The organism is Ornithinibacillus californiensis (assembly GCF_001038485.1).
Lineage (GTDB): Bacteria > Bacillota > Bacilli > Bacillales > Amphibacillaceae > Ornithinibacillus > Ornithinibacillus californiensis.
The window spans coordinates 73,042-94,960 of sequence record NZ_LDUE01000063.1 but is presented as its reverse complement, the minus strand read 5'-3'; the positions used below and the strand labels follow the sequence as shown (position 1 = coordinate 94,960).

The window sequence follows — 21,919 nt, the reverse complement described above, 5'->3', positions numbered from 1 at the left end:
TTCCTACATCTTAACACAGAATCCATTTACCATCCATATAGATGGTAAATTACTAATTAGAAGCAAATAAAAAGCAAAACCCTAATATCGAGTCTTGCTTTTCCACATTACATCTGATCTTCTCTTGTTGGTCCCATCACACCAGGAACCTTTAAGCCAGCCTGCCTTAGCAGCACAGTCATTTGACCTCTGTGATGTGTTTGGTGATCAATCATGGAGCGCAATAAAGCACCTCTAGGCACTTGTCGACCAAAACTATCAACCGTTTCAACAAGTTGTTCATCCGTTAACTTTTCTACCTCTTCTTTTACATTTTCAGCTGACTTCTTATAGGCTGCAACGATATCTGCTGCACACCCAGGTACATCATTTGGACCTCCAGCCGCTTCGACTTTTAATCCTATCTGACCACCAAAGAAAGCTAAAGCTGTTGCTAAATGCCAACCAAGCCAACCTAGTGAATTATGTCCCTCTTCAATGGACTGTTGTAATTTATCATCCTTCATTGCTTCGAGAACTCGAACTGTACCATCAACCGCTAAATTCCAATCCTGTAAAAAGTCTTCTTTCTCTCTGTACATCTGAATCTTCTCCTTCCTAAATTGCGTTCCTCTTCATTTTAACCAATTTTACCATTAATTACATGGGACTTGCATATACATAAATAACAGGATTACCAGAAAGGAGAATACTATGAAAACAAAGCTAGCCTTCATTGGTGCAATCTTAATTATCGGAATAGCTGCAATGCTAGACTCTCCTCCACCTTCGAGTGAAGATTCCATTTATTATCAAATGCCGAATGATGAATCCGTAGATGCAGATGCTCAGATCGTTCAGCGTTCAGTAGCTAGTTCGTTAGAATTTGTTCTGGAGGACATGAAAGAAATCGACGGAAACATCGTAGAAACTTATCAGGAATATGTCATTCATAAGGATGCAGAAGGAAACATCATTAGTCGTGTCCCTACCGAAAATTATCAATATCTAACCTACCATAAAGAATAAAAAGCAAAACGACATAGGCAATTCATGGCCTATGTCGTTACTTTATATACTCCAGAATACCGCTATCGCTCCCTCTCCGGCATGCACTGCCAAGGAAGAACTTACCTCCCCTATTACAACTTCTAGGCCCGGAACTTGTGATTCTAATTCACTTTTTAGTGCATTCGCTTTATCTGGGGCGTTTGCATTAGCGATTCCAATTCTCTTAACAGCGTGTTCTTCACAAGAAGTTTTGATTAACTCTATTAATCTACGATTGGCTTTCTTAGCCGAACGGATCCTTTCAAGTACCCCAAGCTCTCCATTTTCTCCTATAGACAGAATTGGTTTTATACTTAAAAGATTACCGATCACAAATTGAGCACCTGACAATCTTCCACCTTTGAATAATTGCTCTAACGTATCTAATAATATAAGGTTCCTATGACGATTTGCCTTCTCTCGTAAATATTCTCCAATCTCTTTAGCATCCTTACCTTGTTTTACAAGTTCAATCCCCTGTTCCAACAGGAAAGTGATTGCAAAAGATAAGGAATGTGAATCGATTATCTCTACATCTAAATCAGCTTGCTCCATGCCTGCTTTAGAACTCGAAATAGTTCCACTTAACTTTGAAGAGACATGAATGGCTATCACTTGCTCATATTCTTCTTTCAATCTCTCATATAATTCTATAAATTTACCAACATTAGGTTGGGAGGTCTTGGGTACTTCCTTTTCTGTACGAATCATTTCATACAGTTGCTCTGTTGATAACTCTATACCGTCCTCATATTCTTTGCCTTCTGAAATAATAACAATTGGCACTACAAAGACATCAGGATGGTGTTTTAAGTCCTCCGTTAAGAAAACGGTACTATCTGTTACAAATGCAATTTTCTTTTTAGCCATAAATAGTCCCACTCCATTTACTTATTTATAAATAATTATACATCGAATAAATAATTATACCAAGTACTAATATCTGATATTAAAAATAGTAATTAACTCCTATTTTTATAAATAATCCCCTACCACTTTTCCAACTTGAGCCGTATAATAAGAAAGAATGTACTAGGAAGGAAAAGGTGTTACAGATTATGAGTTTACTTACAGTTCAAAATTTAAGTCACGGTTTTGGTGATCGTGCGATATTAGAAAATGTATCATTTCGTTTATTACAAGGAGAACATATTGGACTAATTGGAGCTAATGGTGAAGGTAAGTCCACTTTTATGAATATTATCACTGGTAAATTACAACCGGATGCTGGTAATATCTCTTGGGCCAAGCATGTACGGGTTGGCTATTTAGATCAACATGCCGTTCTAAATCAAGGTATGTCTATAAGAGATGTATTACGAACAGCTTTTCAGTATTTATATGATATGGAAGAGGAAATGAATCTGCTATTTGCTAAAATGGGTGAGGCATCCCCTGAAGAGTTAGAAAAGCTATTAGAAGAAACTGGTCGAATGCAGGATTCACTGACGAATAATGACTTCTACACAATTGATGCAAAGGTAGATGAAGTTGCTAATGGACTTGGGTTAAATGACTTTGGGCTAGAACGGGATGTTCATGACCTAAGTGGTGGACAACGTACAAAAGTATTATTAGCAAAACTTCTTCTAGAGAAACCCGAAATATTGTTACTTGATGAACCAACAAACTATCTAGATGTCGAGCATATTGAATGGCTAAAAACATATTTACAAAATTACGATAATGCTTTTATATTAATATCCCATGACATTCCATTTCTAAATAGTGTAGTTAATTTGATTTACCATATGGAAAACCTAGAATTAACTAGATATCCTGGGGATTATGATGAATTCTTACGCTTACACGAATTAAAGAAACAACAACAAGTTGCAGCATTTAAAAAGCAACAAAAAGAAATTGCACATTTGAAAGACTTTGTTGCACGTAATAAAGCAAATGCTGCTACAGCAAGAATGGCACAATCTCGTCAGAAAAAATTGGACAAGATGGATGTTATTGAACTTGATGCTGAGAAGCCAAAGCCAGAATTCCGCTTTAAGGAAGCAAGAACTCCAAGCAAATATCTATTCGAAACAAAAGACCTTGTAATCGGCTATAATGAACCATTATCTCGCCCATTAAACTTGTCAATGGAACGCGGACAAAAAATTGCCCTATATGGTGCTAATGGAATTGGTAAAACCACCTTGTTAAGAAGTATATTAGGAGAAATCCCACCAGTATCAGGTACCGTAGAACGTGGAGACAACTTGCATATTGGTTATTTCGAACAAGAGATTAAAACAGTTAACACTAATACTTGTATAGAAGAAGTATGGGAGGAATTCCCTCACTTTACACAATATGAAGTTCGCGCAGCCCTTGCAAAATGTGGACTAACTACGAAGCATATTGAAAGTAAGGTTCAAGTCTTAAGTGGTGGTGAGAAAGCAAAGGTACGCTTGTGTAAATTGATTAATCAAGAAACTAATTTATTAGTTCTTGATGAGCCAACGAATCACTTAGATCACGATGCGAAAGTCGAGTTAAAGCGTGCATTGAAGGAATTCAAAGGTAGTGTTCTTCTAATCTCCCACGAACCAGAATTCTACGAAGATATAGTAACGGATAAGTGGAATTGCGAGGATTGGACAACGAAAATATTTTAATAAGAAAATGCGATAACAACTTCTCGATTGTTATCGCATTTTTGATTAGTTTTGTTTTAAGAAATCTGGGTCTGCGAATGCTGGGTTCGGATATGTGTAGAAACCTTCACCAGTTGCTTGTCCCATTTTCCCTTGGTCAATCATTTCTTTTTTTAGTTTTTCTGCAATTAATTTATAATTCGGATCTAATTCTGATTTTGCTAGATTTAAGTTATATGGAGTTTCCATACCAACAATATCAAGAATAGCGAATGGACCATGTGGTGAGCCTGTAGAGATCATCCAGTTTTTATCAATGGTTTGTGGCTCTGCAATATCATTAGCCCAAAGCGATAGACCAGCATTTAGGAATGGTACTAATAATGAGTTTAAGATATAACCCGGTTGCTCTTTCTTCACAACAAATGGAATCATACCAATTGTACGAGCAAATTCAGTAACTTCCTCTGTATATTTAATGTCAGTACCTGCATGTCCCATAATTTCTGCAGTGTTATTTTTCCAGATAGAGTTAGCAAAATGTAATGCTAGAAATTTCTCTGGACGACCAGTAAACTCAGCAAATTGACTCGGTAACATTGTAGATGAGTTAGAAGCAAATACGGTTTTCTCTGGTGCTACAGTAGCAAGTTTGTTGTAAAAATCTTGTTTAATTTGTACTACTTCAGGCACAGCTTCAATTACTAAATCTACATTTGAAACAGACTCCGCTAAGTCCGCACTAAAAGATAAACGACCGTACGCTAATTCTGCTTTTTCCTCACTATTAAAATAGTCTGCGTAAATCGCTTTCAATTTAGTTAGACGTTCTTTTGCTGCTTGAATAGCCTCTTCATTGATATCGTAAACATTTACATCATATCCAAAGAATGCAGTTTGAAAAGCGATTTGGCTACCTAATACGCCACTTCCAGCAACTAAAACTTTATTGTAATCCATAATCATTCCCCTTTGTCCCTAATAATAGTCTATGTAAATAACAGTTTACTATTTTATTTTATAGGACTTTTATGCCATAATGTACCTATATTCATAGGGAAATATAAGGAAATATAATCATACAAATGTAGGTGAATGATGAAAAGAATAGAATTCCAATACTTATTATTTAATAAAATCTATCGAGATGAACTGATGAAGAATGCATTGGTACTTCTAGAGAAAAATAATGAATTAGATAAAAATCAAAAACAGCAACTTAGGCATATCATGTCAGCTTTTATATTATTTTTAATGACTCAGTTAAAAAGTACTAGGATAGAAGAAGAGGCTTTATCCCATTGGATTCAAATGCATAGTAATGATTTGTCGGTTTCAACATCACATGTATTTCTGAAAATATTTCAGGAATCTTTTCAAAACGTGATTACTCAACAAAATCATCCCTATAAGGATGAACTCGTTTCATTACATCAGGAGTTGCGAAATAAAATTATTACATCTTACTTAAAATGGATTGAAAATCCCCCTAAGGCAATGGAAGAAAAGAAAAAGTATATGCTTCAGTTAGACTCTTTCAATGAAAGTCTTATTCAATGCAACGGCATAGATGATTTACCATATCTAATTACTCGTGTAGAAGAGATTTTTGGATTTAAACGGTGTGTATTTATCAGTTATAATCCATGGTTAAAGGAATTTTCAGGGGTTATCGGTGAGGAATTAGAAAAAGTACAATTATTGAGGGGGAAGATTGAAACCGAACCAGTTTTTTCACTCAAAAGACCGTTATTCCTAAAGAAACCAGATCCTTACGTGCAACAAGTTGCTATTGAATGGTTTAACCTGTCTTCTATCATCTTTATACCGATAATTCATGAACAACAATTATATGGTTGGGTTACATTGGATCAACGTGGTGAAAGTTTCGAATGTACAAAGCTATTCCTTGATATACTAGAAATTGCCGGCAAACGGTTAGGTATGTATTTATCTAGAAAACAACTTGGTAAAGGGATAAAATACCCGTTAGAATTATCGGATAAAGAATTAGCTATTTTGCATCTCCTATCAGAGGGATATAGAAATAAAGAAATGGCCGAACTCTTGTTTTTAAGCGAATATACAGTAAGGGACTATATTCAGACTCTCATGACCAAATTAAGAGCGAAGAACAGAACTCAAATTATCTCAATGGCTTTTCGTATGGGATTAGTAGATTAATAGAACATAAGCACCTACCTTAATCGATGGGTGCTTATTATTACTCCTTATTAGTCATCTGAGGTTCATCTAGCAGCGGCTCATACATCATAATGGCGTGATTTTCAGTAACAAACTCATCCTTCACCAGCTTTCCTTCCTGGCTTAGAACTTTACGATGGATTCGATTATGCCTTACATATCCGCCCCAATATTCTTTCGTAAATAAATGATTTTTTTCATATATTTTATATTTATATAATGGTGGGACATTAGACCACCATTCACCCACTAGATGCGTTTCATCGACATACACCATTAGCTGATAGGTATGATCTGTTTCATTCTTAATTTGTAAATCGAGATAATTGTAAGCACATGTTGCACCACTTCCAAATGGTTGTGTTCGATTAGAATCTGGGAACACGTCATAACTATGGCGGTATCTCTCTGTAACCGTAAGCGGGGTATGGAGTGTCATCCAATAGATTAAATTAGATAACTGGCAAAGTCCGCCTCCTACTCCTGTTTTTACTTTACCGTAATGTAGTATCATGCCTTCAATATAACCTTTTCTTCTCGTTGTATTTCCTAATAGTCTCCAATAGGAGAATGTTTCTCCTGGTCTAATTACTATATTAGTTAATGTCTTAGTAGCTACCTTAAGGTTATGTACTTTATTATGTTGCAACCACATATCAACGTCTTTTAATTCTCTCAGGAGTAAGGTTTTATGAGTGAAGGCTATATGCTGTAATAATTCATCATCCTTATTAGTTGCATAATTTATATTACCAGCAAACCATTCACGATAACGCTTTAACCGATAATATTTTTTCCCTAAGTAAATTCTAAGAGGACTTCTTTTAATAGGCTTTAATGCATCCATGTAACTGCTCCTCTTTTCCTTTTCATTTCTATTGTTCTTCTGGATGCCATTGAAATAACTCTAAATTTATTTCATCTTTTAACCCAATATCTACACCTTCAGATTCTAAAATTAGAATTTGTTCTTGATAAGATGCCTCATCTCTCAAAGCCACTTGACCTTTTGCATTAATTACCCGATGCCATGGGAGGTTATATTTCTTACTCATGGAATGAAGAATTCGAACTACCTGTCGTGCTCCTCTTGAACTACCTGCCAGTCTTGCAATCTGGCCGTAAGTCATCACCTTTCCTTCAGGTATTTGTTGAATGATATTGATAACTCTTTCTGTAAATGGTGTCACTACTTATCCTCCAACTTGAAGTTTTCTAATGTTATTTCTTTGGTTTAGCCCAAATTAAACAAAGAATTCCTGACCAATACCTCTCTACTTTTTCTATCTGTAAATCAGATTTGTCTATCAGATTGATTATGTCACGATTACAATGACAACCTGCAATCTTCTTACATAATGGATCTACTACCTTTTGTGTTACCGACAAAAAAGAATTTGAACTTAAACTATGCTCCATAAAAAGTAATTTTCCATCCTCTCGGCACCAGTCATTATATTTATTTAAAGTAGTTATTGGATCTGGGTATCCACAAACCGTAAGCGTAGAAACAATACTATCAACCGAGTTAGATTCCAAATATAAATTATCTAAATCCTGCTGTATAAACTTTGCTGGTAATTGATTAGCTCGTGCTGCTTGTTCTGCACGTTTAATCATCTCAAAGCTAAAGTCAACACCAATTACTTCCTCTACTTTACTCTTATCGTAGTGAAAGAAATTTGCTCCTGTCCCAATACCTACTTCGAGTACACGTCCACTAGCATCCTTAATAATTTTCTTTCTCCAAGTAGAAAGGGTTGGGTTATTACTATTTTTCTCATACATATCAGCTTGCCTATCAAACTTTCTTATTAACTTTTCTTGTTTCATAAAAATAGGCTCCTAAAATTTATATTATTAAACTTATATTATCATACAAAAGTATTATCAAAAAGTTGTTGTATGAATTTTCAGTAAAAATACACTTACTTTATAAAGACAGAGGTTAAGTGTAAAAGTCCTAACCTGCGTACACCCTTTAGTAATCTTTTGTACGAGCTATTGTTAGCATATGGTAGCTTATTTTTAAAACAAGTCAAGCTGTTTCGGTGCTAAACCCTCATACTTAATATCAAGCAATTCTTGAAATTCCTTCGCATTCCCAGCAGCATCACCGCCGGAATTATTATTAAATAAAACGATAATATCCTTCGTATGCTTTGAGAGCTCTAATATTCTATCTTTCCATTCTAATAACTCTTCCTAATTGTACTTATATAAATATCGAACATCACGCCAATCCGTATCCGCATTTTTGGGCTTCGTCCAACCATGGACATTACGTCCATGCATTCGAATGAGCGTAAGATCAGAATTAGTTGCTTCTAGTACAATTGGAATAGATCCCTCTCCTGCCTGGGGCTCGTCCGCAATCGAATGAATCCAACCATTTTCTTCCATAAAGGCAATCGTACTGTCACGATGTTTATCATTAAACCAGGACTGATTACGAAATTCCAAAGCAACCGGAATATCACCCATCATTTTCTTACAGTATCTTAAGTAAGTAACATTTTCCCTAGTGCAGTCAAACCAAGGTGGAAATTGGAACAAAACCATCGATAATTTATCTGCATCTTGAAAGGGTTTTAAAGACTCGATAAACGCTTGAAACATTCCAGAAATAGTCTCCTTAGAATTATCCGTCCGTATATGTTTAGTCATTCCTTGATAAGCCTTTATTACAAAGCGGAAAGTTTCAGGGGTCTCTCTAATCCATTTTAAAGCATTTCTTAAAGGTTGTATCGCGTAAAAAGAGGCATCCAATTCTACAATAGGGAAATGACTGCTGTTTTCGGATAGTTTTTCTCTTGCTTTTGTTACATCCGTATATAACGAATCATGATCTCCCCAGCCAGTTAATCCGATGTAGATCATGCTATTTCCTCCTATCAGTTATTATTATCTTCCATAGTACCATAGAACAAAAGCGCAAGCGCCTGTTTAGGGACTACGGACTGCACCTGGCCATGCCAGGTGGGTCAACGTTGCCACGCAAAGTGGCGGTTTTAGTTGACCATTCCCCCCGAAGGAGATAAAGGAAACATGCCCCTTCATAGGGGTATGTCGACGTTGGCCGAATAGGCCGGTTTTAGTCGACCTTCCTTTATCCTTCGAGTCGATGTTGACTTATCGTACGGAGGTGAGGGAAGTCTTGTGCCTGGGGCTGCGGTTACTCGCCCCACCGAAAACATTTGCGGTTACTCGGCACAAAGGCAAAGAAGCCATTCCAAGTAGTTCCTTCGCTAGTCCCTGGGCGCTGGAGCTGGACGTGGCCGTTTATGTCTTTTTATCCACAGGCAGTTATTTTATAATTTCCTAAGATATGAGAAAAAGAGCTAGGAAGAATCCTAACTCTAATGGTTTGGCTATTTTTATAACAGATATAAAAGGACACAAAAGAAATGACAAATCGTCCCTGCAAGAACAAAGAGATGCCATACCATGTGGTGATATTTGAACGCTCGCCACATATAAAATACTGTCCCAACCGTATAACATAGACCTCCTACGACAAGAAGTACAACGCCTCCATACTCTAAATTCTCAACAATTCTACTCCAGCCAATAACAACCATCCAACCCATCAATAAATATAGGATCGTGGATGTAAAGAGAAACTTTTTAACAAAGTAGGCTTTAAAGACAATCCCAGCTAACGCAAGTCCCCATATGATGCCAAACATTGTCCATCCTAAAGCGCCTTTAATGACAACAAGAGTAAATGGTGTATAGGTTCCTGCAATAAATAAGTAAATGGAAGAATGATCAAATATCTCAAACAAATCTTTAGCTTTACCCGGTGGAAACGCATGGACTAATGTGGAAGAAGTATACAGAATGACCATGGTTGCGCCAAAGATGGTAAAACTAACGACATGTACTGCCGTCCCATTAAATGCGGCAAATACAATTAATAAAACTAAACCAGCAATACTTAAAATAACGCCAATACCATGTGTAATCGCATTAGCAATCTCTTCACCTTTTGAGAAGGTATGTGTTTCTGCCAATACAATCATCCTCACTTTATAAGATTCATTAATCATAATCCAGTATTACTAAAATAAGCAACTATCATAACTACAATTACACGAAAAAGTTTAACTCCAAGTACAAATTACATCTCTTCAGGAGCTTGAATACCTAATAAACGCAAACCATCTTTTAACACAATCTTCACAGCATATACTAAAGAAAGTCTATCTTCCTGGTGGTTATCATCTAGAATTTTTACAGAAGCATAGTATTTATTAAATGTTTTCGATAATGCTAATAGTAGCTTAGCGAGTTGAGAAGGGTCATAGTCATCCATTGCCTTCGAAATAGTTTGTGGGAAAGCCTCTAAGAGCATTATAATTGGCCATGCCTCTTCATCAGTATAATTAACCTGATGATCCTCACGAACTATATAGTTCCCTTTTCTTAATAATGAAGATGTACGAGCATGTGTGTATTGAACGTAAGGCCCAGTTTCCCCTTCAAACCGCAACATATCTTCTAAAGAAAATTCAATATCATTTAATCGGTAGTTTTTTAAATCATGGAATATAATCGCACCTACGCCAAGTTGTTCAGCAACTACAGACTTATTAGGTAGATTTGGATTTTTATCTTCAATATTAGTAAGAGCAATCTGAACAGCTTCCGTGATTACTTCTTCCAATAGTACTATTTTCCCTTTTCGAGTAGACATCTTCTTGCCTTCTTTCAAAATCATACCAAATGGAACATGAGCCATCCCTTTTTGCCATTCATACCCCATTTTATCCAAGACAGCAAATAACTGTTTGAAATGTAGGCTTTGCTCATTACCAACTACATAGAGAGACTTCGTAAAATGGTAGTTCTCTTGGCGATAAATCGCCGCAGCTAAATCACGAGTTGCATATAATGTCGTTCCATCACGTTTTTTTATGAGGCTTGGAGGAAGACCTTCTATTTCAACTACATGTGCCCCCTCTGACTCGACCAATAAACTCTTTTCAGCTAAAGTATCTACTACTCTCTCCATTTTATCATTATAGAAAGCTTCCCCATGATTAGAATCAAAGGTAACACCTAATTTATTGTAGATCTTCAAAAATTCCTTTAATGACTCATCACGGAACCACTCCCACAATAACAACGCTTCCTCATCACCATCTTCAAGCTTTTTAAAAGCTTCACGACCCAAATCATTTAGAACTGGTTTTTTCTCTGCTTCCTCATGAAACTTAACATATAATGCTAATAATTCCTTAATTGGTCTTTGTTTAACTTTTTCCTCTTTACCCCATTTGTTATAGGCAACGATGAGTTTACCAAATTGTGTTCCCCAATCTCCTAGGTAGTTAATACGCACTACTTGATAGCCGTTCTTTTCAGCGATTAGTGATAATGAATTACCGATTACAGTCGAGCGTAAGTGGCCCATTGAAAATGGTTTAGCTATATTTGGTGATGAGAAATCAATCGTTATTGTCTTGCCTTCACCAACTAATGAATTACCATAGTTTTCTTTCATTTTCAATATAGCTTCAACCGTTTTCTTAGATACCTTTTCTTTCTTTAAAAAGACATTAATGTAGCCACCAACTGACTCTACCTTTTCAAATAGAGGAGAATCTAATTTATCGGCAATTTCCTTAGAGATCATATTAGGGGATTTTCGATAATGTTTGGCCAATTCAAAACATGGAAAAGAAAAATCGCCTAATGAATCATGCTTTGGTCTTTCAATCATCATCATTAGACTGTCATAGGATAGTACATCTGTTAATTGATTCGCTAATGCATTTCCAAATACTTGCTTATATTGCATTCTTTTTACCTCCCATTAAAAAAGCCCTCGCCTCTTCATATCAAAGAGGCGAGAGCTAAAATTCATCCCGCGGTACCACTCCATTTGTTTTTAAACAAGTTTAAAAACCACTTAACGTTAGTAACGAGGTCTTCCCCGACTTTCCCTACTACTACTTCAAGAAAGCATCTCCAAAGTCCGGTTCATTGTCTGCTCATGCACTAGGCTCCCACCATTCCCCAGCTCGCTAAGCCTTTCAGACAACTACTCTCTTTTTCATTGATTTTCATTTTAGAATTTATCCTATTGTAGCAAAATTCAGCAGTCCTGTCACTATACATTTTGGAATTGCCTAAGCTATAACTTACAATTCTTATAGAATTATTCCAAATCATCTTATATAATAGAATCAAAAGAAGGAGTGATTTTTATGAGTAAATCAAAAGCATTAAAAAAACGAGAGAAACTCATGCGTGAAGGAAGGCTTAATCCTGAAGTTAATCGAAGCCCTTACGTCGAATTAGATTTAAGAACTAGAAGAACAAAAACGAAAAAGGATCATTTATACCGCGAGAAATACAAGAACCGTCAGCCAAAACAGTGGGATAACGGTTCTTTTTATTTTGCATTAAACTATAAAATAATATGAAGTAATACTAAGAAAAAGAGACTCATTCCAGTATATAAGTGAACATATCGAAGTTTAATAGTCGGTTTATATAAACGTAACCAACCTGTCATTACCTGAAATGTTAATGTTAAAAGTGCCAATAAACCTACTACCATTTTAGGATTACTGAAATTAAATCCATAACGATTGAGTATGAGAAAGCCATGAAATAGCACTACTATAAGAGCAATATTACCAGTCCAACGATGAACAGTTACCACTTTTTTTGAAAACCTCGCAAGTCGAACTTTTGTTTTACGACTTGGCACATTTCTTATCGTTTCAAACACTGCATTCCTCGTCCAATTATATATGTATAACAACACTCCAATAACACCAAACCATATATGTACTTGCATAAAAGGAAAGGAATGATAGTTCACAACTTTCCAAGTCAAAAAAATTAATAATACAAAATTAAAAACAAACCATTTGCTCATGAAATATCTCCTTTTCTATTCTTTAACTATAAATTAAAAGCCTAACCAACGAAACTCTGTTGTATATTAAGTTAAAACATTATTCTTAAGAATATGGACTGAGAATAAGTTACATTTCTGAAATATATGTAACGATTAATCCTCAGGTTGGTAGGTTGGCCATTATTTGGATACTTTTTATTACTGGTTAATAATTCCACAAATATAAATATCCCTCATGCCTATTAGCTTTACTAGGTTCAACATGCAATTACCATATTTTACTACTGATAAACTATGTTACATCTAGTAATCTCTTATATGTAGCCAAAACAAATAGGAGGTTTACAACATGAATAACCTTAAAAAATTACTAATAACTGTGACATTATCGCTTTCTATATTTGCAATACCAACAATTGGCGGTGCTGCTCCATATACAGTTCAACAAGGGGATACTTTTTGGTCTATTGCACAAAAGTATGGAACGACAATTGCAAATCTACAAATCTCTAATAAAAGATCTGGCAACTTACTATTTGCTGGGGAAACTATAAATGTACCAGATTACGTTTCAAAAGCTGACAAAGAACTTATGGCTAAATTGGTTCATGCAGAAGCAAAAGGTGAGCCTTATGCAGGTAAAGTTGCTGTAGCAACAGTAATATTAAATCGTGTGGACCACAAAGAATTCCCTAACACAATAAAGGCAGTTGTATATGAACGTTCTGCAGGTGGATACTATGCATTTACACCTGTACAAAATGGTCAAATCAATGGAGGTTATACTGCTGAGGATATGAAAGCTGTTAACGAAGCTATCGCCTTCCGAGGACAAGGAAGTGGATCAATCTATTTTTATAACCCGAAAACAGCTAAAAGCAGTTGGATTACTACACGTGAAGTCACTGTAACAATCGGAAATCACCGCTTTGCAAAATAAAACAGGCACATGCGATATAGATAGTATCGCATATGCCTGTTTTTTTATTGACACACCATTAACATATTTCCGTCTAAATCCTTAAAAACAAAATAATGCTCATGTTCAATGCCAGTTACCATTACTACACCATTCTCTTTCATCCATTTATGAGAGGCATGAATATCATTGGTAGCAAATTGAACAAAGGGAGCTTGAAACGGACTTATCTCTCCTTCAGCGTTTCTCCAAGCTGGCATCTCATCTAGAACAATTCCTGTTCCATCCATATCAAGTACACATAAGTGTCCATGCATGATTTCCCCTTCAATACCAAGGATGTTGGCATACCACTCTTTAGCTATCTCTACATCTTTAACAGGTATAAATACTGTAGTTACTTTATTTTTCAATGGATTATTCATCATTTTCAACTCCTATTTCTTATCCCAATTCAAAGGAAACTTTTCTAGTTGTGGAGGAATACCTAGCTCTTTTGCAGCAGCTACTATAAATTCTTTTCTAAAATAAAAACTTCTGTGATATACGATTTTCCCATTTTCCACTTCTTGATACTGAATATCGTGAATAAGTGGACCCTCTTTACTATCAACAAGCTTAACAATAACCGGTCTTCCCCATAAATAAAATTCTTCTGCCCTATAGTTGGGTAAACCATGTTGCATAGACCCTTTACGCATCGATTCTTTAGAAAACTCTTGAAAGCCAAGTGAAGCCTCGTGATGTAAATGATCACTTACTAGCTCAAATAAAGCATCTAAATTTCCATTATTTAATGCATCCATATAGGTTTGAATAATTGGATCCCGATTCTGAATCTTCTCTATCTTATTCTCAGATTTAAAAGACAGCTCTTCTTTTTTAAGCTTGTTTTCCATTCTTCTTTGAGTAGCATAGATAGCTCCTTGTGTGGTTTTTACAATACTAGCAACTTCATTTGCTTTAAATTTAAATACTTTTATAAGCAAGAAAACAGCAACCTGTCTTGGCGAAAACAATTCAACTAGATGACTTAATGCAGCCTCCGTCTCTAAACCATCTTTAAACTCTTCTGCTGGTTCCTCAACATCATCTAATGTACCAATTATTCGTTTTTGTTTACGACAGTGATCAATCCACGTATTTGTCGCCACTCTATATAGATATGACTTAGGATTCTCCGGTTGCCAAACCTGGTAAAACCCACCAAATGATTTAATCAACGTTTCCTGAAATAAATCTTCTCCATCCCAAGGAGATCCTGTTAAATATCTGCAATAATTCCAAAGATCCTCTCGATAATTTAGTATAAGTTCACTAAACTCTTCTCTTAACTCCCTGGACTTATCGGTAAATTTCAATGTCCTTTCTTCTATCGATGACATTTAATACCCCCTATTACGTATTTACTATTCTAACGAGATCCATGGATAAAATTATACTAGTAACATGAAACTTTTATATGTATACTTAACTACTTCGACATATAGAGACAATATCCTGCAAAAAAGGATGCCTGCCATATCCCAAATTCATTACTAACTTGGGACATGACAGGCACCCTTTCTTTAAACTAGTTTAAGTCCTGTAACACCAATAATGATTGCTACTAAACTAACCATACGGAAAATGCTCTTTGATTCTCCGAAAAATAACATATTCATTAATACTACACCACCAGTTCCTACACCAGTCCAAGTAGCATAGGCAATACTTGTAGGAAGGTAATCAAAAGAAGCATATATAAAGGCGAAGGATAGACCTAAACCGCCAACATATAGTAAAGCATTAGCCATGTTTCTTTTTTTACTAAATCGGGTCAAACCCCATACACCAATCAATTCATTGGCAGCAGCTAAAATGATATATATCCAACCCATTAATCTAACACTCCTTTCGATTCTTTTTTATCATCGGATAGTTTCAAGCCAGCAACACCAGCGATAATCAACATAATAAAGAAAACCTTTGAGATACTGATTTGTTCATCAAATATAAAAATGTCCATTAAAAACGTACCGACAGTACCAAAACCTGCAAAAATCGCATACACCGTACCAGTTGGTAATCCTTCACAAGCCTTTGCTAGAAAATGTAAATCCAATAAAATAAATGATACAATCAACGCCCAATGCCACCAAGTAGATGCCGTATTGAAACCATAAATCCAAACTAATTCAGAAAGACTCGTTAACACAACATATATCCAAGACTTATTCATACTAACACTCTCCATCATTCCGTGACTGACATTCAGTCATTTTTTCTTTAAAAGAAAATTCCCTTTCAACTTGTAAAGAGAATAATCTATAAAATATTTAACCATTATCAGGCGACATCCATTTGAGCATTTGGCATGATTAGTCAATTATTCTATTAAACTTTCTATAACTTTACCCCTAAACCATACATAGAAAACTCCCATACTTCCTTCTTTTTAATTGCTTCCATATCTTTATCCCCATGAGAGTATAGGAAAGTTTGTTCAGCAGCTGACTCGATTAAGTCAATAAGTAATACTGCTGTTTGGTCAGGATCTAGATTTTCACGTAATGTACCAGCTTCTTTTGCCTCACCAAGGAATCGGCTCATCCAGGAATAATACTGTGAGTAAAGAGCTTCCCACTCTTGAAGGTAATCTGTTGAAGCTAATCCTGCATAAACTAACGCAAATATTTGTCGATATTCTTTGGTTACAGAAAAGGCTACATCAATAACATCCTTCATCTGTTCTGCAAATGGGTCATTTTTATTTACCTTTTTAATAATTTCATTTAATGTTTTTTCTACCATCACCTCAGCTATCGAGGGTACGACGGATAGTTTGGAAGAAAAATAAATATAAAACGTCCCTTGTGCTATACCAGCTTTTTTCACAATATCTGATACTTTCGTCTTCTCTAATCCTTTTTCAGTAAATACATCCATCGCTGCATGTATAATTCGCTCTTTTTTATTATCCATCTACTTCCTCCGAAAATGACTGATTGTCATTCATTATACAGTAATTTTCAAAAAAGTCAAGTTGGTCACTGGATATTAGGCCCGAATAAAACGACAACTATATCGATAGAACACAACTTCAGAAAGTTTTAGAACTAATTGAAATCAAATAGATTGCACCTATGGAAAATAAAGGTATAATTTCTAGCTTACTTAGAAAAATAACAGTAAATTAGGATGGGACGGATCAGATGGTCTATGTATTAGTTTCTGCATTTTTATTTACGGCGATAGCATACTCGGATGGAGTATCTTTGCGATTATCTATGAATATTTCAGTGTAAAGACCGAGCTCTTTTATTATGTAGATTGGAAACTATGGTACTCAGCGCTAATTTATCCAATTATTTTTTTAATCATCTACCTCAATTTTATTTGGATCAAAAAATTACAGAAGCACCATGACAACGCAAACGTCTAAACTTGGAGAGAGAGCCATGCATTTTTTATTTATATTTGGAATAGTGTTAATAGGTTGGAGATGGGGCAATTGGCGGGAATGGCAAAAATATTACCCTACTATTTTATTTTTTATTGTTTGTGATTTATTTGCCAATGTGGTGACTTATAACTATCCACTATGGCAATACCAGGAAACTATCTTTGCTGCAGAAATACTACGAAACCATACTATCATTACGCTATTCATTATGGTAATTGTGTATCCAATTACAACAGTACTTTATCTAAGTAAATTTCCAAAAGGCGTATCGAAAAGTATTCTTTGGATCCTAATGTGGGTATTTTTGTATTGGATTGTAGAATTTATCAATGTAACCTTTTTAGGTCAGATGGTGCATGACAATGGTTGGAATATTTATTGGTCTTTCGTATTTAATATTGTCATGTTTACTACCATATGGGTCCATCATAAATGGCCACTTTTTGCATGGTTAATGGCTATCACCTGGTCCAGCTTTATTATCATCTACTTTCAGATCCCTATTAGTGCCTTGCCATAAAAAAGGAGAAAAGCTTAAAAGCTTTTCTCGCCGTTCACTCCATTAATCGAATACGTTGCTGCAATTTCTGCACTTAAGGAATGTGATACAGAGCAATACTTGTCCATTGATAATTCAATTGCTCTCTCAACCTTATCTTTCGGTAGTTCTCCTTCTAGGGCATAATGAATCGTAATCTTTGTGAATTTCTTCGGATGCTCCTCGGCACGGTTTCCTTTTATATCCATTTCAAAAGATGTCGGAGTTAATCGCATTTTCGTTAATATAGAAATGATATCTATTCCAGTACAACCTGCCACCGCACTTAATAATAACTCGGTCGGCCTAGCACCACTATTCTCTCCGCCTACTTCTTCAGCAGCATCCATCTGTAGTTCATGTCCAGACGGTGCAAAGCCTGTAAAGGACATTTTGTCGTTCCATTTAATATTCATCTCCATCGGTAAACCCTCCAATAAATAATTATTTCTTCTCTTAGTGTGCCTATTTTAAACTATCTTTACAACAAATTTGTTTCAAGCTTTATCAAAATATCCATGTTATAGTAAGAAACAATTCAAATTACAGGAAGAGGTAGGTATTTGTATGAAAGACAAAATAATTACCATCCTAAAACAAATTGAAGAAAAGCACGAAGTAAAAATCTTATATGCTTGTGAAGCAGGAAGTCGTGCTTGGGGGCTGGAGTCTATTTCAAGTGATTATGATGTACGGTTTATTTATATCCATCCGAAAAGCATTTATTTAAGTATAGATCCTATTGGAATTGGCAGCAAAAAAGATTCCATTGAACTGTATAACCATGAAAACATTGAAATTAGCGGTTGGGAATTAACAAAGGCTTTACGATTATTTCGAAAGTCAAACCCCTCCCTACTGGAATGGCTTCAATCTCCTAAGCAATATTATCAAGCCTATTCGACTATCGATGATATGAACGAATTATTACCAACAGTATTAGATTATAAATCATGCACACTTCATTATTTACAGATGGCTCGATCTAATTTTAATAAGACTCAAAAGGAAACTACCAATCATGTAAAAATTATACTTAATATCTTACGTCCAATATTTATTGCAAAATGGGTTATAAACTATCACAGCTTTCCACCATTAGATTTTCAAAGACTTGTTAACGAATTCATCCCACAAGGTGACTTAAAAGGAGCTATCTTGTCATTGATAACGTTAAAAAGGAGAGGAATGACTAAAACTTTCTCTGATAGTCAGATTCTTTTGGAGTATGCTTTACAAGAAATGGACTATTTGGAAATCACCATTAAATCTCTTCATAAACGTCAAATAAACATAACAGAGGAACTAAACGATATATTCCGCAACACACTAAACGAAATTAAAAACTGTCTTGACTAATAAGTTCAATCTTTGATTAGCTAATTTCATATGGAATTGGTACTATTGCAATACCTACAATAAATATTCTATCTAGGAGAATCATTAAAAGGAGATTAAATAAAATGCAAACACTAAAACTTGAAGCCACTTGGGAAAAGGCTATATCAGAGAAGGACAGATCTTTAGTTCAAAGAGTATTTGAACAGGAATCATTTAATGGTGAGCCGATTCAATTCACGCCACTTCGGATGGATCGAAATTATAAAGGTGAATTACTCGTCATAGTAATTGTACATAATACTACAGATGAAGAAAAAAAGTTCATGAATGATAAAATATCGCTTGTACATGGAGAGGTCACATTGGCAGAGTATGTTTTTACATTACCTAATTTGGTTGTTGAAGCAAAAACTAGTATACCTTGGACATTTATTTTTCCTGTTGGGAGCTACAAAGATAGTGAGGGATTGTCGGAAGGGGTACTTAAGATATTTCCATGAAAACAGAAATAACGTTTTCTATAGAAAACGTTGCAGGTTATTACAGAATATGGTAGACTAATAAAGTGTCTGCGTGTTATCAACATAGCTAATATTAACCCAATTATATTATACCACTTCCCATGTTGATAGTCAAACAAAAATAGAAAAAAGAATGGGGTTGATGGAATGAGTCACGACAACGAATTACAGAAAGAACAAAAACGGGTTGATGACGTCGTACAAGAAATCAACATCAAACAAGAAAAACTTTACGGAAAGTCTTTACATCTTAAAGAAAGCATTGTTGACTTAAGAAAGAACTTTTGGGAGGATGTTACAGTTAACCTTGATGAACCCGATGATGTTATTGAGACACAAGCAAGCTTAAAACAACAAGCTGAATTGTTAGCAGAACGGGAACGATCACATGGTGGAATAGGAAAAGAGCTGAAAATATTAAACCGACTAAAGGATTCACCCTATTTCGGAAGAATTGACTTTATCGAGGAACCGGGAAATCAAACAGAACAGATTTATATCGGTATTGCCTCACTCATGGATCGAGAAGATGAAGAATTTCTAATCTATGACTGGCGCGCACCCATTTCTAGTCTCTATTATGACTTTTCACCTGGTAAAGCTAATTACAAAACGATGGATGGAACGATAACTGGTGAAATCTCCTTAAAACGTCAATTCATTATTAGACAAAGTAAAATAAAAGGTATGTTTGATACTGGTGTAACTATTGGCGATACACTACTTCAAGCGGCTCTTGGTAATAATGCTAACACGACTATGAAAAGCATTGTAGCCACCATCCAAAAGGAACAAAATAAGATCATTAGAAATGAACATAGCAAACTACTAGTTGTACAAGGAGTTGCCGGAAGTGGTAAAACATCCGCTGTACTTCAACGAATTGCATACTTATTATATCGCTTTCGTGACAGTTTGAACGCTGAGAATCTGTTGCTATTTTCTCCTAACCCCCTTTTCTCAAGTTATATTGCTAACGTGCTTCCTGAGCTAGGAGAAACTAATATTAGCCAAACAACTTTTTATGATTTTTTGCGTGACAGTATAGAAAAAGATATTGTAATTGAATCCCCATTTGAACAAATGGAATTTTCTTTGACATGCAACGATAAAACTACACTAGGGATAAGACAATTAAACATGAAGTTTAAGTCGAGTCTAGAATATAAATCCTTATTAGATAAATATATAAATTCCTTGTCAGTGAAAGGTATTCAGTTTAGAAATATTACCTTCCGTGGGCAAGTATTCATCTCAAGAGAGAGTATCTCTGAGTATTTTTATTCACTTGATGAGAACATGTCTATCCCTAACAAAATGGAACTAGTTGCTAAATGGCTATTGAAAGAACTTCTAGTACATCAACAGAAAGAAAAATCCAAGGACTGGGTAATGGAGCAAATAGAGTTATTAGATAAAGAAGCATACTTACAAGCTTACTATAAAAATCAACGGATTGATGAAGAAGACTCCAGCCTAGAGGAAGATATTTTGCGTACCATCGTAGTAAAGAAGCAGTTCGCATCTATTAAGAAGCAAATTAAGCAGTACGCATTTGTTAATACATTAGCTACTTATCGCCAAGTATTTTCTGAGTGGTCATCAAATCTACTTCCAGCGGAATGGCCCTCTATATGCAAGCTAACAATCCAACATATAGATAATAGATTTTTAACATGGGAAGATGCCACCCCTTATCGTTATTTCAGAGGAAAGATACTTGGAGATGAAGAAAAACGATCTATTCGACATTTATTTATTGATGAGGCACAGGATTACTCTGCTTTTCAGTATTCCTTTATAAAAGAGATCTTCCCCTATACCCGAATGACGCTATTAGGCGATATCAACCAAGCTATTTATACCTTTGCTACTTCCGAGAATCCATTGATACCGGATATCATGGAAGAATCTCACGAAAGAATTGTTCTAACTAAAAGCTATCGTTCAACCGAGCAGATCGTGGAGTTCACCAAAAAATTCGCTCCTGGTGGAGATATAATCGAGCCTTTTGAACGTAAGGGGGAACCACCTAGAATCGTTACACTTAGTAATGAAATGGATAATCAAGTAGAGTTAATCAATATAATTAATCACTTGAAAGATCAAGAATTTGAAACAATCTCTTTAATTTGTAAAACTCTAGAAGAAAGTAACCACATCTTTTCATTGCTAAAAGATAAAATTCCAATAAAGCAAATCAAAGAAGATACCTATTCTTTTGAAAAAGGAATAGTGGTACTACCGGTATACTTGGCCAAAGGAATTGAATTCGATGCTGTCATCATTCCTGACGCCTCCAAGGAACACTACAATCAAGAATCAGACCGAACACTTTTCTATACTGCTTGTACAAGAGCAATGCATTCCTTAACTATTGTTACTAACGAGAGTCCTTGTACTTTTATCCAAGAGGCTCTAACATAAATAAAAAGTATGCACCGCTTATA

Annotated in this window: 24 protein-coding genes, 1 pseudogene and 1 other annotated feature; of the genes and pseudogenes, 9 read left to right on the top strand and 16 right to left on the bottom strand. The window is 35.4% G+C overall.

What is annotated here, in order from left to right; translation table 11 throughout:
• Positions 1–107 precede the first annotated feature (107 nt).
• A complete protein-coding gene (locus tag TE34_RS16790; RefSeq protein ID WP_047985974.1) occupies positions 108–581 on the bottom strand; it encodes a DinB family protein in 474 nt (157 codons plus the stop codon).
• 112 nt (positions 582–693) lie between these two features.
• Here TE34_RS16790 and TE34_RS16785 point away from each other — a divergent pair, with 112 nt between their 5' ends.
• Entirely contained in the window at positions 694–1,008 is a 315-nt protein-coding gene (locus TE34_RS16785) for a hypothetical protein (RefSeq protein ID WP_047985973.1), read from the top strand.
• Positions 1,009–1,050: 42 nt separating this feature from the next.
• Here TE34_RS16785 and TE34_RS16780 read toward each other — a convergent pair whose 3' ends face one another.
• Positions 1,051–1,899 carry a DegV family protein gene (locus tag TE34_RS16780; protein ID WP_047985972.1) on the bottom strand — a complete coding sequence of 283 codons (849 nt, stop codon included), beginning with the start codon at positions 1,897–1,899 and terminating at the stop codon, positions 1,051–1,053.
• Positions 1,900–2,087: 188 nt separating this feature from the next.
• On the opposite strand from TE34_RS16780, the gene TE34_RS16775 reads away from it, so the two are divergent.
• Positions 2,088–3,644 (top strand): ABC-F family ATP-binding cassette domain-containing protein, encoded by a 1,557-nt coding sequence (locus TE34_RS16775; RefSeq protein WP_047985971.1) that lies wholly within the window; start codon positions 2,088–2,090, stop codon positions 3,642–3,644.
• A 45-nt stretch (positions 3,645–3,689) separates the two neighbouring features.
• On the opposite strand, the gene TE34_RS16770 is transcribed toward TE34_RS16775, so the two are convergent.
• Entirely contained in the window at positions 3,690–4,583 is an 894-nt protein-coding gene (locus TE34_RS16770; protein ID WP_047985970.1) for a 3-hydroxyacyl-CoA dehydrogenase, read from the bottom strand.
• 138 nt (positions 4,584–4,721) lie between these two features.
• Between TE34_RS16770 and TE34_RS20350 the strand changes: the two genes are divergently transcribed.
• Positions 4,722–5,807: a response regulator transcription factor gene (locus TE34_RS20350; protein ID WP_053075117.1), complete on the top strand. Its 1,086-nt coding sequence runs from the start codon at positions 4,722–4,724 to the stop codon at positions 5,805–5,807.
• Between the two features lie 40 nt (positions 5,808–5,847).
• Here TE34_RS20350 and TE34_RS16760 read toward each other — a convergent pair whose 3' ends face one another.
• From TE34_RS16760 to argS, 6 genes and pseudogenes are all read right to left on the bottom strand, one after another.
• Positions 5,848–6,675 carry a VanW family protein gene (locus tag TE34_RS16760; RefSeq protein WP_047985969.1) on the bottom strand — a complete coding sequence of 276 codons (828 nt, stop codon included), beginning with the start codon at positions 6,673–6,675 and terminating at the stop codon, positions 5,848–5,850.
• Between the two features lie 28 nt (positions 6,676–6,703).
• Entirely contained in the window at positions 6,704–7,018 is a 315-nt protein-coding gene (locus tag TE34_RS16755; protein WP_047985968.1) for an MGMT family protein, read from the bottom strand.
• Positions 7,019–7,049: 31 nt separating this feature from the next.
• A complete protein-coding gene (locus TE34_RS16750) occupies positions 7,050–7,661 on the bottom strand; it encodes a class I SAM-dependent methyltransferase (RefSeq protein ID WP_047985967.1) in 612 nt (203 codons plus the stop codon).
• Between the two features lie 195 nt (positions 7,662–7,856).
• Positions 7,857–8,708: pseudogene (locus tag TE34_RS16745) on the bottom strand (DUF72 domain-containing protein).
• A 497-nt stretch (positions 8,709–9,205) separates the two neighbouring features.
• Positions 9,206–9,844: a PAQR family membrane homeostasis protein TrhA gene (trhA, locus tag TE34_RS16740; protein WP_047985966.1), complete on the bottom strand. Its 639-nt coding sequence runs from the start codon at positions 9,842–9,844 to the stop codon at positions 9,206–9,208.
• A 107-nt stretch (positions 9,845–9,951) separates the two neighbouring features.
• Positions 9,952–11,634, bottom strand: a complete 1,683-nt coding sequence (gene argS / locus TE34_RS16735; protein WP_047985965.1) for an arginine--tRNA ligase — start codon at positions 11,632–11,634, stop codon at positions 9,952–9,954.
• Positions 11,635–11,675: 41 nt separating this feature from the next.
• Positions 11,676–11,902, bottom strand: a binding site (T-box leader).
• A gap of 141 nt (positions 11,903–12,043) precedes the next feature.
• On the opposite strand from argS, the gene TE34_RS16730 reads away from it, so the two are divergent.
• The gene (locus TE34_RS16730; protein WP_047985964.1) at positions 12,044–12,262 is read left to right on the top strand and encodes a hypothetical protein; all 219 of its coding nucleotides are present in this window, start codon (positions 12,044–12,046) and stop codon (positions 12,260–12,262) included.
• Here TE34_RS16730 and TE34_RS16725 read toward each other — a convergent pair.
• Positions 12,247–12,723, bottom strand: coding sequence for a hypothetical protein (locus tag TE34_RS16725; RefSeq protein WP_047985963.1), 477 nt, complete (start codon positions 12,721–12,723; stop codon positions 12,247–12,249). The genes TE34_RS16730 and TE34_RS16725 overlap by 16 nt on opposite strands.
• A gap of 331 nt (positions 12,724–13,054) precedes the next feature.
• On the opposite strand from TE34_RS16725, the gene TE34_RS16720 reads away from it, so the two are divergent.
• Positions 13,055–13,645: a cell wall hydrolase gene (locus tag TE34_RS16720; protein ID WP_047985962.1), complete on the top strand. Its 591-nt coding sequence runs from the start codon at positions 13,055–13,057 to the stop codon at positions 13,643–13,645.
• Between the two features lie 44 nt (positions 13,646–13,689).
• Here the strand turns inward: TE34_RS16720 and TE34_RS16715 are convergent, their stop codons facing one another.
• The 5 genes from TE34_RS16715 to TE34_RS16695 form a co-directional block, all read right to left on the bottom strand.
• Complete coding sequence (locus tag TE34_RS16715; RefSeq protein WP_047985961.1) at positions 13,690–14,049, bottom strand: VOC family protein; 360 nt, start codon at positions 14,047–14,049, stop codon at positions 13,690–13,692.
• Positions 14,050–14,061: 12 nt separating this feature from the next.
• Complete coding sequence (locus TE34_RS16710; protein ID WP_047985960.1) at positions 14,062–15,009, bottom strand: RNA polymerase sigma factor; 948 nt, start codon at positions 15,007–15,009, stop codon at positions 14,062–14,064.
• A gap of 183 nt (positions 15,010–15,192) precedes the next feature.
• Positions 15,193–15,504, bottom strand: a complete 312-nt coding sequence (locus tag TE34_RS16705) for a DMT family transporter (RefSeq protein ID WP_047985959.1) — start codon at positions 15,502–15,504, stop codon at positions 15,193–15,195.
• Positions 15,504–15,845: a DMT family transporter gene (locus tag TE34_RS16700; protein WP_084710757.1), complete on the bottom strand. Its 342-nt coding sequence runs from the start codon at positions 15,843–15,845 to the stop codon at positions 15,504–15,506. The genes TE34_RS16705 and TE34_RS16700 overlap by 1 nt, the downstream gene beginning before the upstream one ends.
• Positions 15,846–16,009: 164 nt before the next feature.
• Entirely contained in the window at positions 16,010–16,588 is a 579-nt protein-coding gene (locus TE34_RS16695) for a TetR family transcriptional regulator (RefSeq protein ID WP_047985958.1), read from the bottom strand.
• A gap of 476 nt (positions 16,589–17,064) precedes the next feature.
• Here TE34_RS16695 and TE34_RS16690 point away from each other — a divergent pair, with 476 nt between their 5' ends.
• Entirely contained in the window at positions 17,065–17,589 is a 525-nt protein-coding gene (locus TE34_RS16690) for a CBO0543 family protein (protein WP_047985957.1), read from the top strand.
• A gap of 14 nt (positions 17,590–17,603) precedes the next feature.
• Here the strand turns inward: TE34_RS16690 and TE34_RS16685 are convergent, their stop codons facing one another.
• A complete protein-coding gene (locus TE34_RS16685) occupies positions 17,604–18,029 on the bottom strand; it encodes an OsmC family protein (RefSeq protein WP_047985956.1) in 426 nt (141 codons plus the stop codon).
• 145 nt (positions 18,030–18,174) lie between these two features.
• Here TE34_RS16685 and TE34_RS16680 point away from each other — a divergent pair, with 145 nt between their 5' ends.
• From TE34_RS16680 to helD, 3 genes are all read left to right on the top strand, one after another.
• The gene (locus TE34_RS16680; RefSeq protein WP_047985955.1) at positions 18,175–18,966 is read left to right on the top strand and encodes a nucleotidyltransferase domain-containing protein; all 792 of its coding nucleotides are present in this window, start codon (positions 18,175–18,177) and stop codon (positions 18,964–18,966) included.
• Positions 18,967–19,070: 104 nt separating this feature from the next.
• Complete coding sequence (locus TE34_RS16675; protein ID WP_047985954.1) at positions 19,071–19,448, top strand: SLAP domain-containing protein; 378 nt, start codon at positions 19,071–19,073, stop codon at positions 19,446–19,448.
• A 168-nt stretch (positions 19,449–19,616) separates the two neighbouring features.
• On the top strand, positions 19,617–21,896 hold the full coding sequence (helD, locus tag TE34_RS16670; protein WP_047985953.1) for an RNA polymerase recycling motor HelD: 2,280 nt from the start codon (positions 19,617–19,619) through the stop codon (positions 21,894–21,896).
• Positions 21,897–21,919: the final 23 nt, after the last annotated feature.

What these genes read in the sequence shown, in the direction of transcription:
- helD (WP_047985953.1), top strand. Translation starts at nt 19,617, where the DNA reads ATGAGTCACGACAACGAATTACAGAAAGAACAAAAACGGGTTGATGAC.
- argS (WP_047985965.1), bottom strand. Translation starts at nt 11,634, where the DNA reads ATGCAATATAAGCAAGTATTTGGAAATGCATTAGCGAATCAATTAACA.
- TE34_RS16690 (WP_047985957.1), top strand. Translation starts at nt 17,065, where the DNA reads ATGCATTTTTTATTTATATTTGGAATAGTGTTAATAGGTTGGAGATGG.
- TE34_RS16760 (WP_047985969.1), bottom strand. Translation starts at nt 6,675, where the DNA reads ATGGATGCATTAAAGCCTATTAAAAGAAGTCCTCTTAGAATTTACTTA.
- TE34_RS16715 (WP_047985961.1), bottom strand. Translation starts at nt 14,049, where the DNA reads ATGAATAATCCATTGAAAAATAAAGTAACTACAGTATTTATACCTGTT.
- TE34_RS20350 (WP_053075117.1), top strand. Translation starts at nt 4,722, where the DNA reads ATGAAAAGAATAGAATTCCAATACTTATTATTTAATAAAATCTATCGA.
- TE34_RS16680 (WP_047985955.1), top strand. Translation starts at nt 18,175, where the DNA reads ATGAAAGACAAAATAATTACCATCCTAAAACAAATTGAAGAAAAGCAC.
- TE34_RS16725 (WP_047985963.1), bottom strand. Translation starts at nt 12,723, where the DNA reads ATGAGCAAATGGTTTGTTTTTAATTTTGTATTATTAATTTTTTTGACT.
- TE34_RS16675 (WP_047985954.1), top strand. Translation starts at nt 19,071, where the DNA reads ATGCAAACACTAAAACTTGAAGCCACTTGGGAAAAGGCTATATCAGAG.
- TE34_RS16750 (WP_047985967.1), bottom strand. Translation starts at nt 7,661, where the DNA reads ATGAAACAAGAAAAGTTAATAAGAAAGTTTGATAGGCAAGCTGATATG.
- TE34_RS16775 (WP_047985971.1), top strand. Translation starts at nt 2,088, where the DNA reads ATGAGTTTACTTACAGTTCAAAATTTAAGTCACGGTTTTGGTGATCGT.
- TE34_RS16685 (WP_047985956.1), bottom strand. Translation starts at nt 18,029, where the DNA reads ATGGAGATGAATATTAAATGGAACGACAAAATGTCCTTTACAGGCTTT.
- TE34_RS16790 (WP_047985974.1), bottom strand. Translation starts at nt 581, where the DNA reads ATGTACAGAGAGAAAGAAGACTTTTTACAGGATTGGAATTTAGCGGTT.
- TE34_RS16770 (WP_047985970.1), bottom strand. Translation starts at nt 4,583, where the DNA reads ATGGATTACAATAAAGTTTTAGTTGCTGGAAGTGGCGTATTAGGTAGC.
- TE34_RS16705 (WP_047985959.1), bottom strand. Translation starts at nt 15,504, where the DNA reads ATGGGTTGGATATATATCATTTTAGCTGCTGCCAATGAATTGATTGGT.
- TE34_RS16695 (WP_047985958.1), bottom strand. Translation starts at nt 16,588, where the DNA reads ATGGATAATAAAAAAGAGCGAATTATACATGCAGCGATGGATGTATTT.
- TE34_RS16710 (WP_047985960.1), bottom strand. Translation starts at nt 15,009, where the DNA reads ATGTCATCGATAGAAGAAAGGACATTGAAATTTACCGATAAGTCCAGG.
- TE34_RS16730 (WP_047985964.1), top strand. Translation starts at nt 12,044, where the DNA reads ATGAGTAAATCAAAAGCATTAAAAAAACGAGAGAAACTCATGCGTGAA.
- TE34_RS16780 (WP_047985972.1), bottom strand. Translation starts at nt 1,899, where the DNA reads ATGGCTAAAAAGAAAATTGCATTTGTAACAGATAGTACCGTTTTCTTA.
- TE34_RS16785 (WP_047985973.1), top strand. Translation starts at nt 694, where the DNA reads ATGAAAACAAAGCTAGCCTTCATTGGTGCAATCTTAATTATCGGAATA.
- TE34_RS16700 (WP_084710757.1), bottom strand. Translation starts at nt 15,845, where the DNA reads ATGAATAAGTCTTGGATATATGTTGTGTTAACGAGTCTTTCTGAATTA.
- TE34_RS16720 (WP_047985962.1), top strand. Translation starts at nt 13,055, where the DNA reads ATGAATAACCTTAAAAAATTACTAATAACTGTGACATTATCGCTTTCT.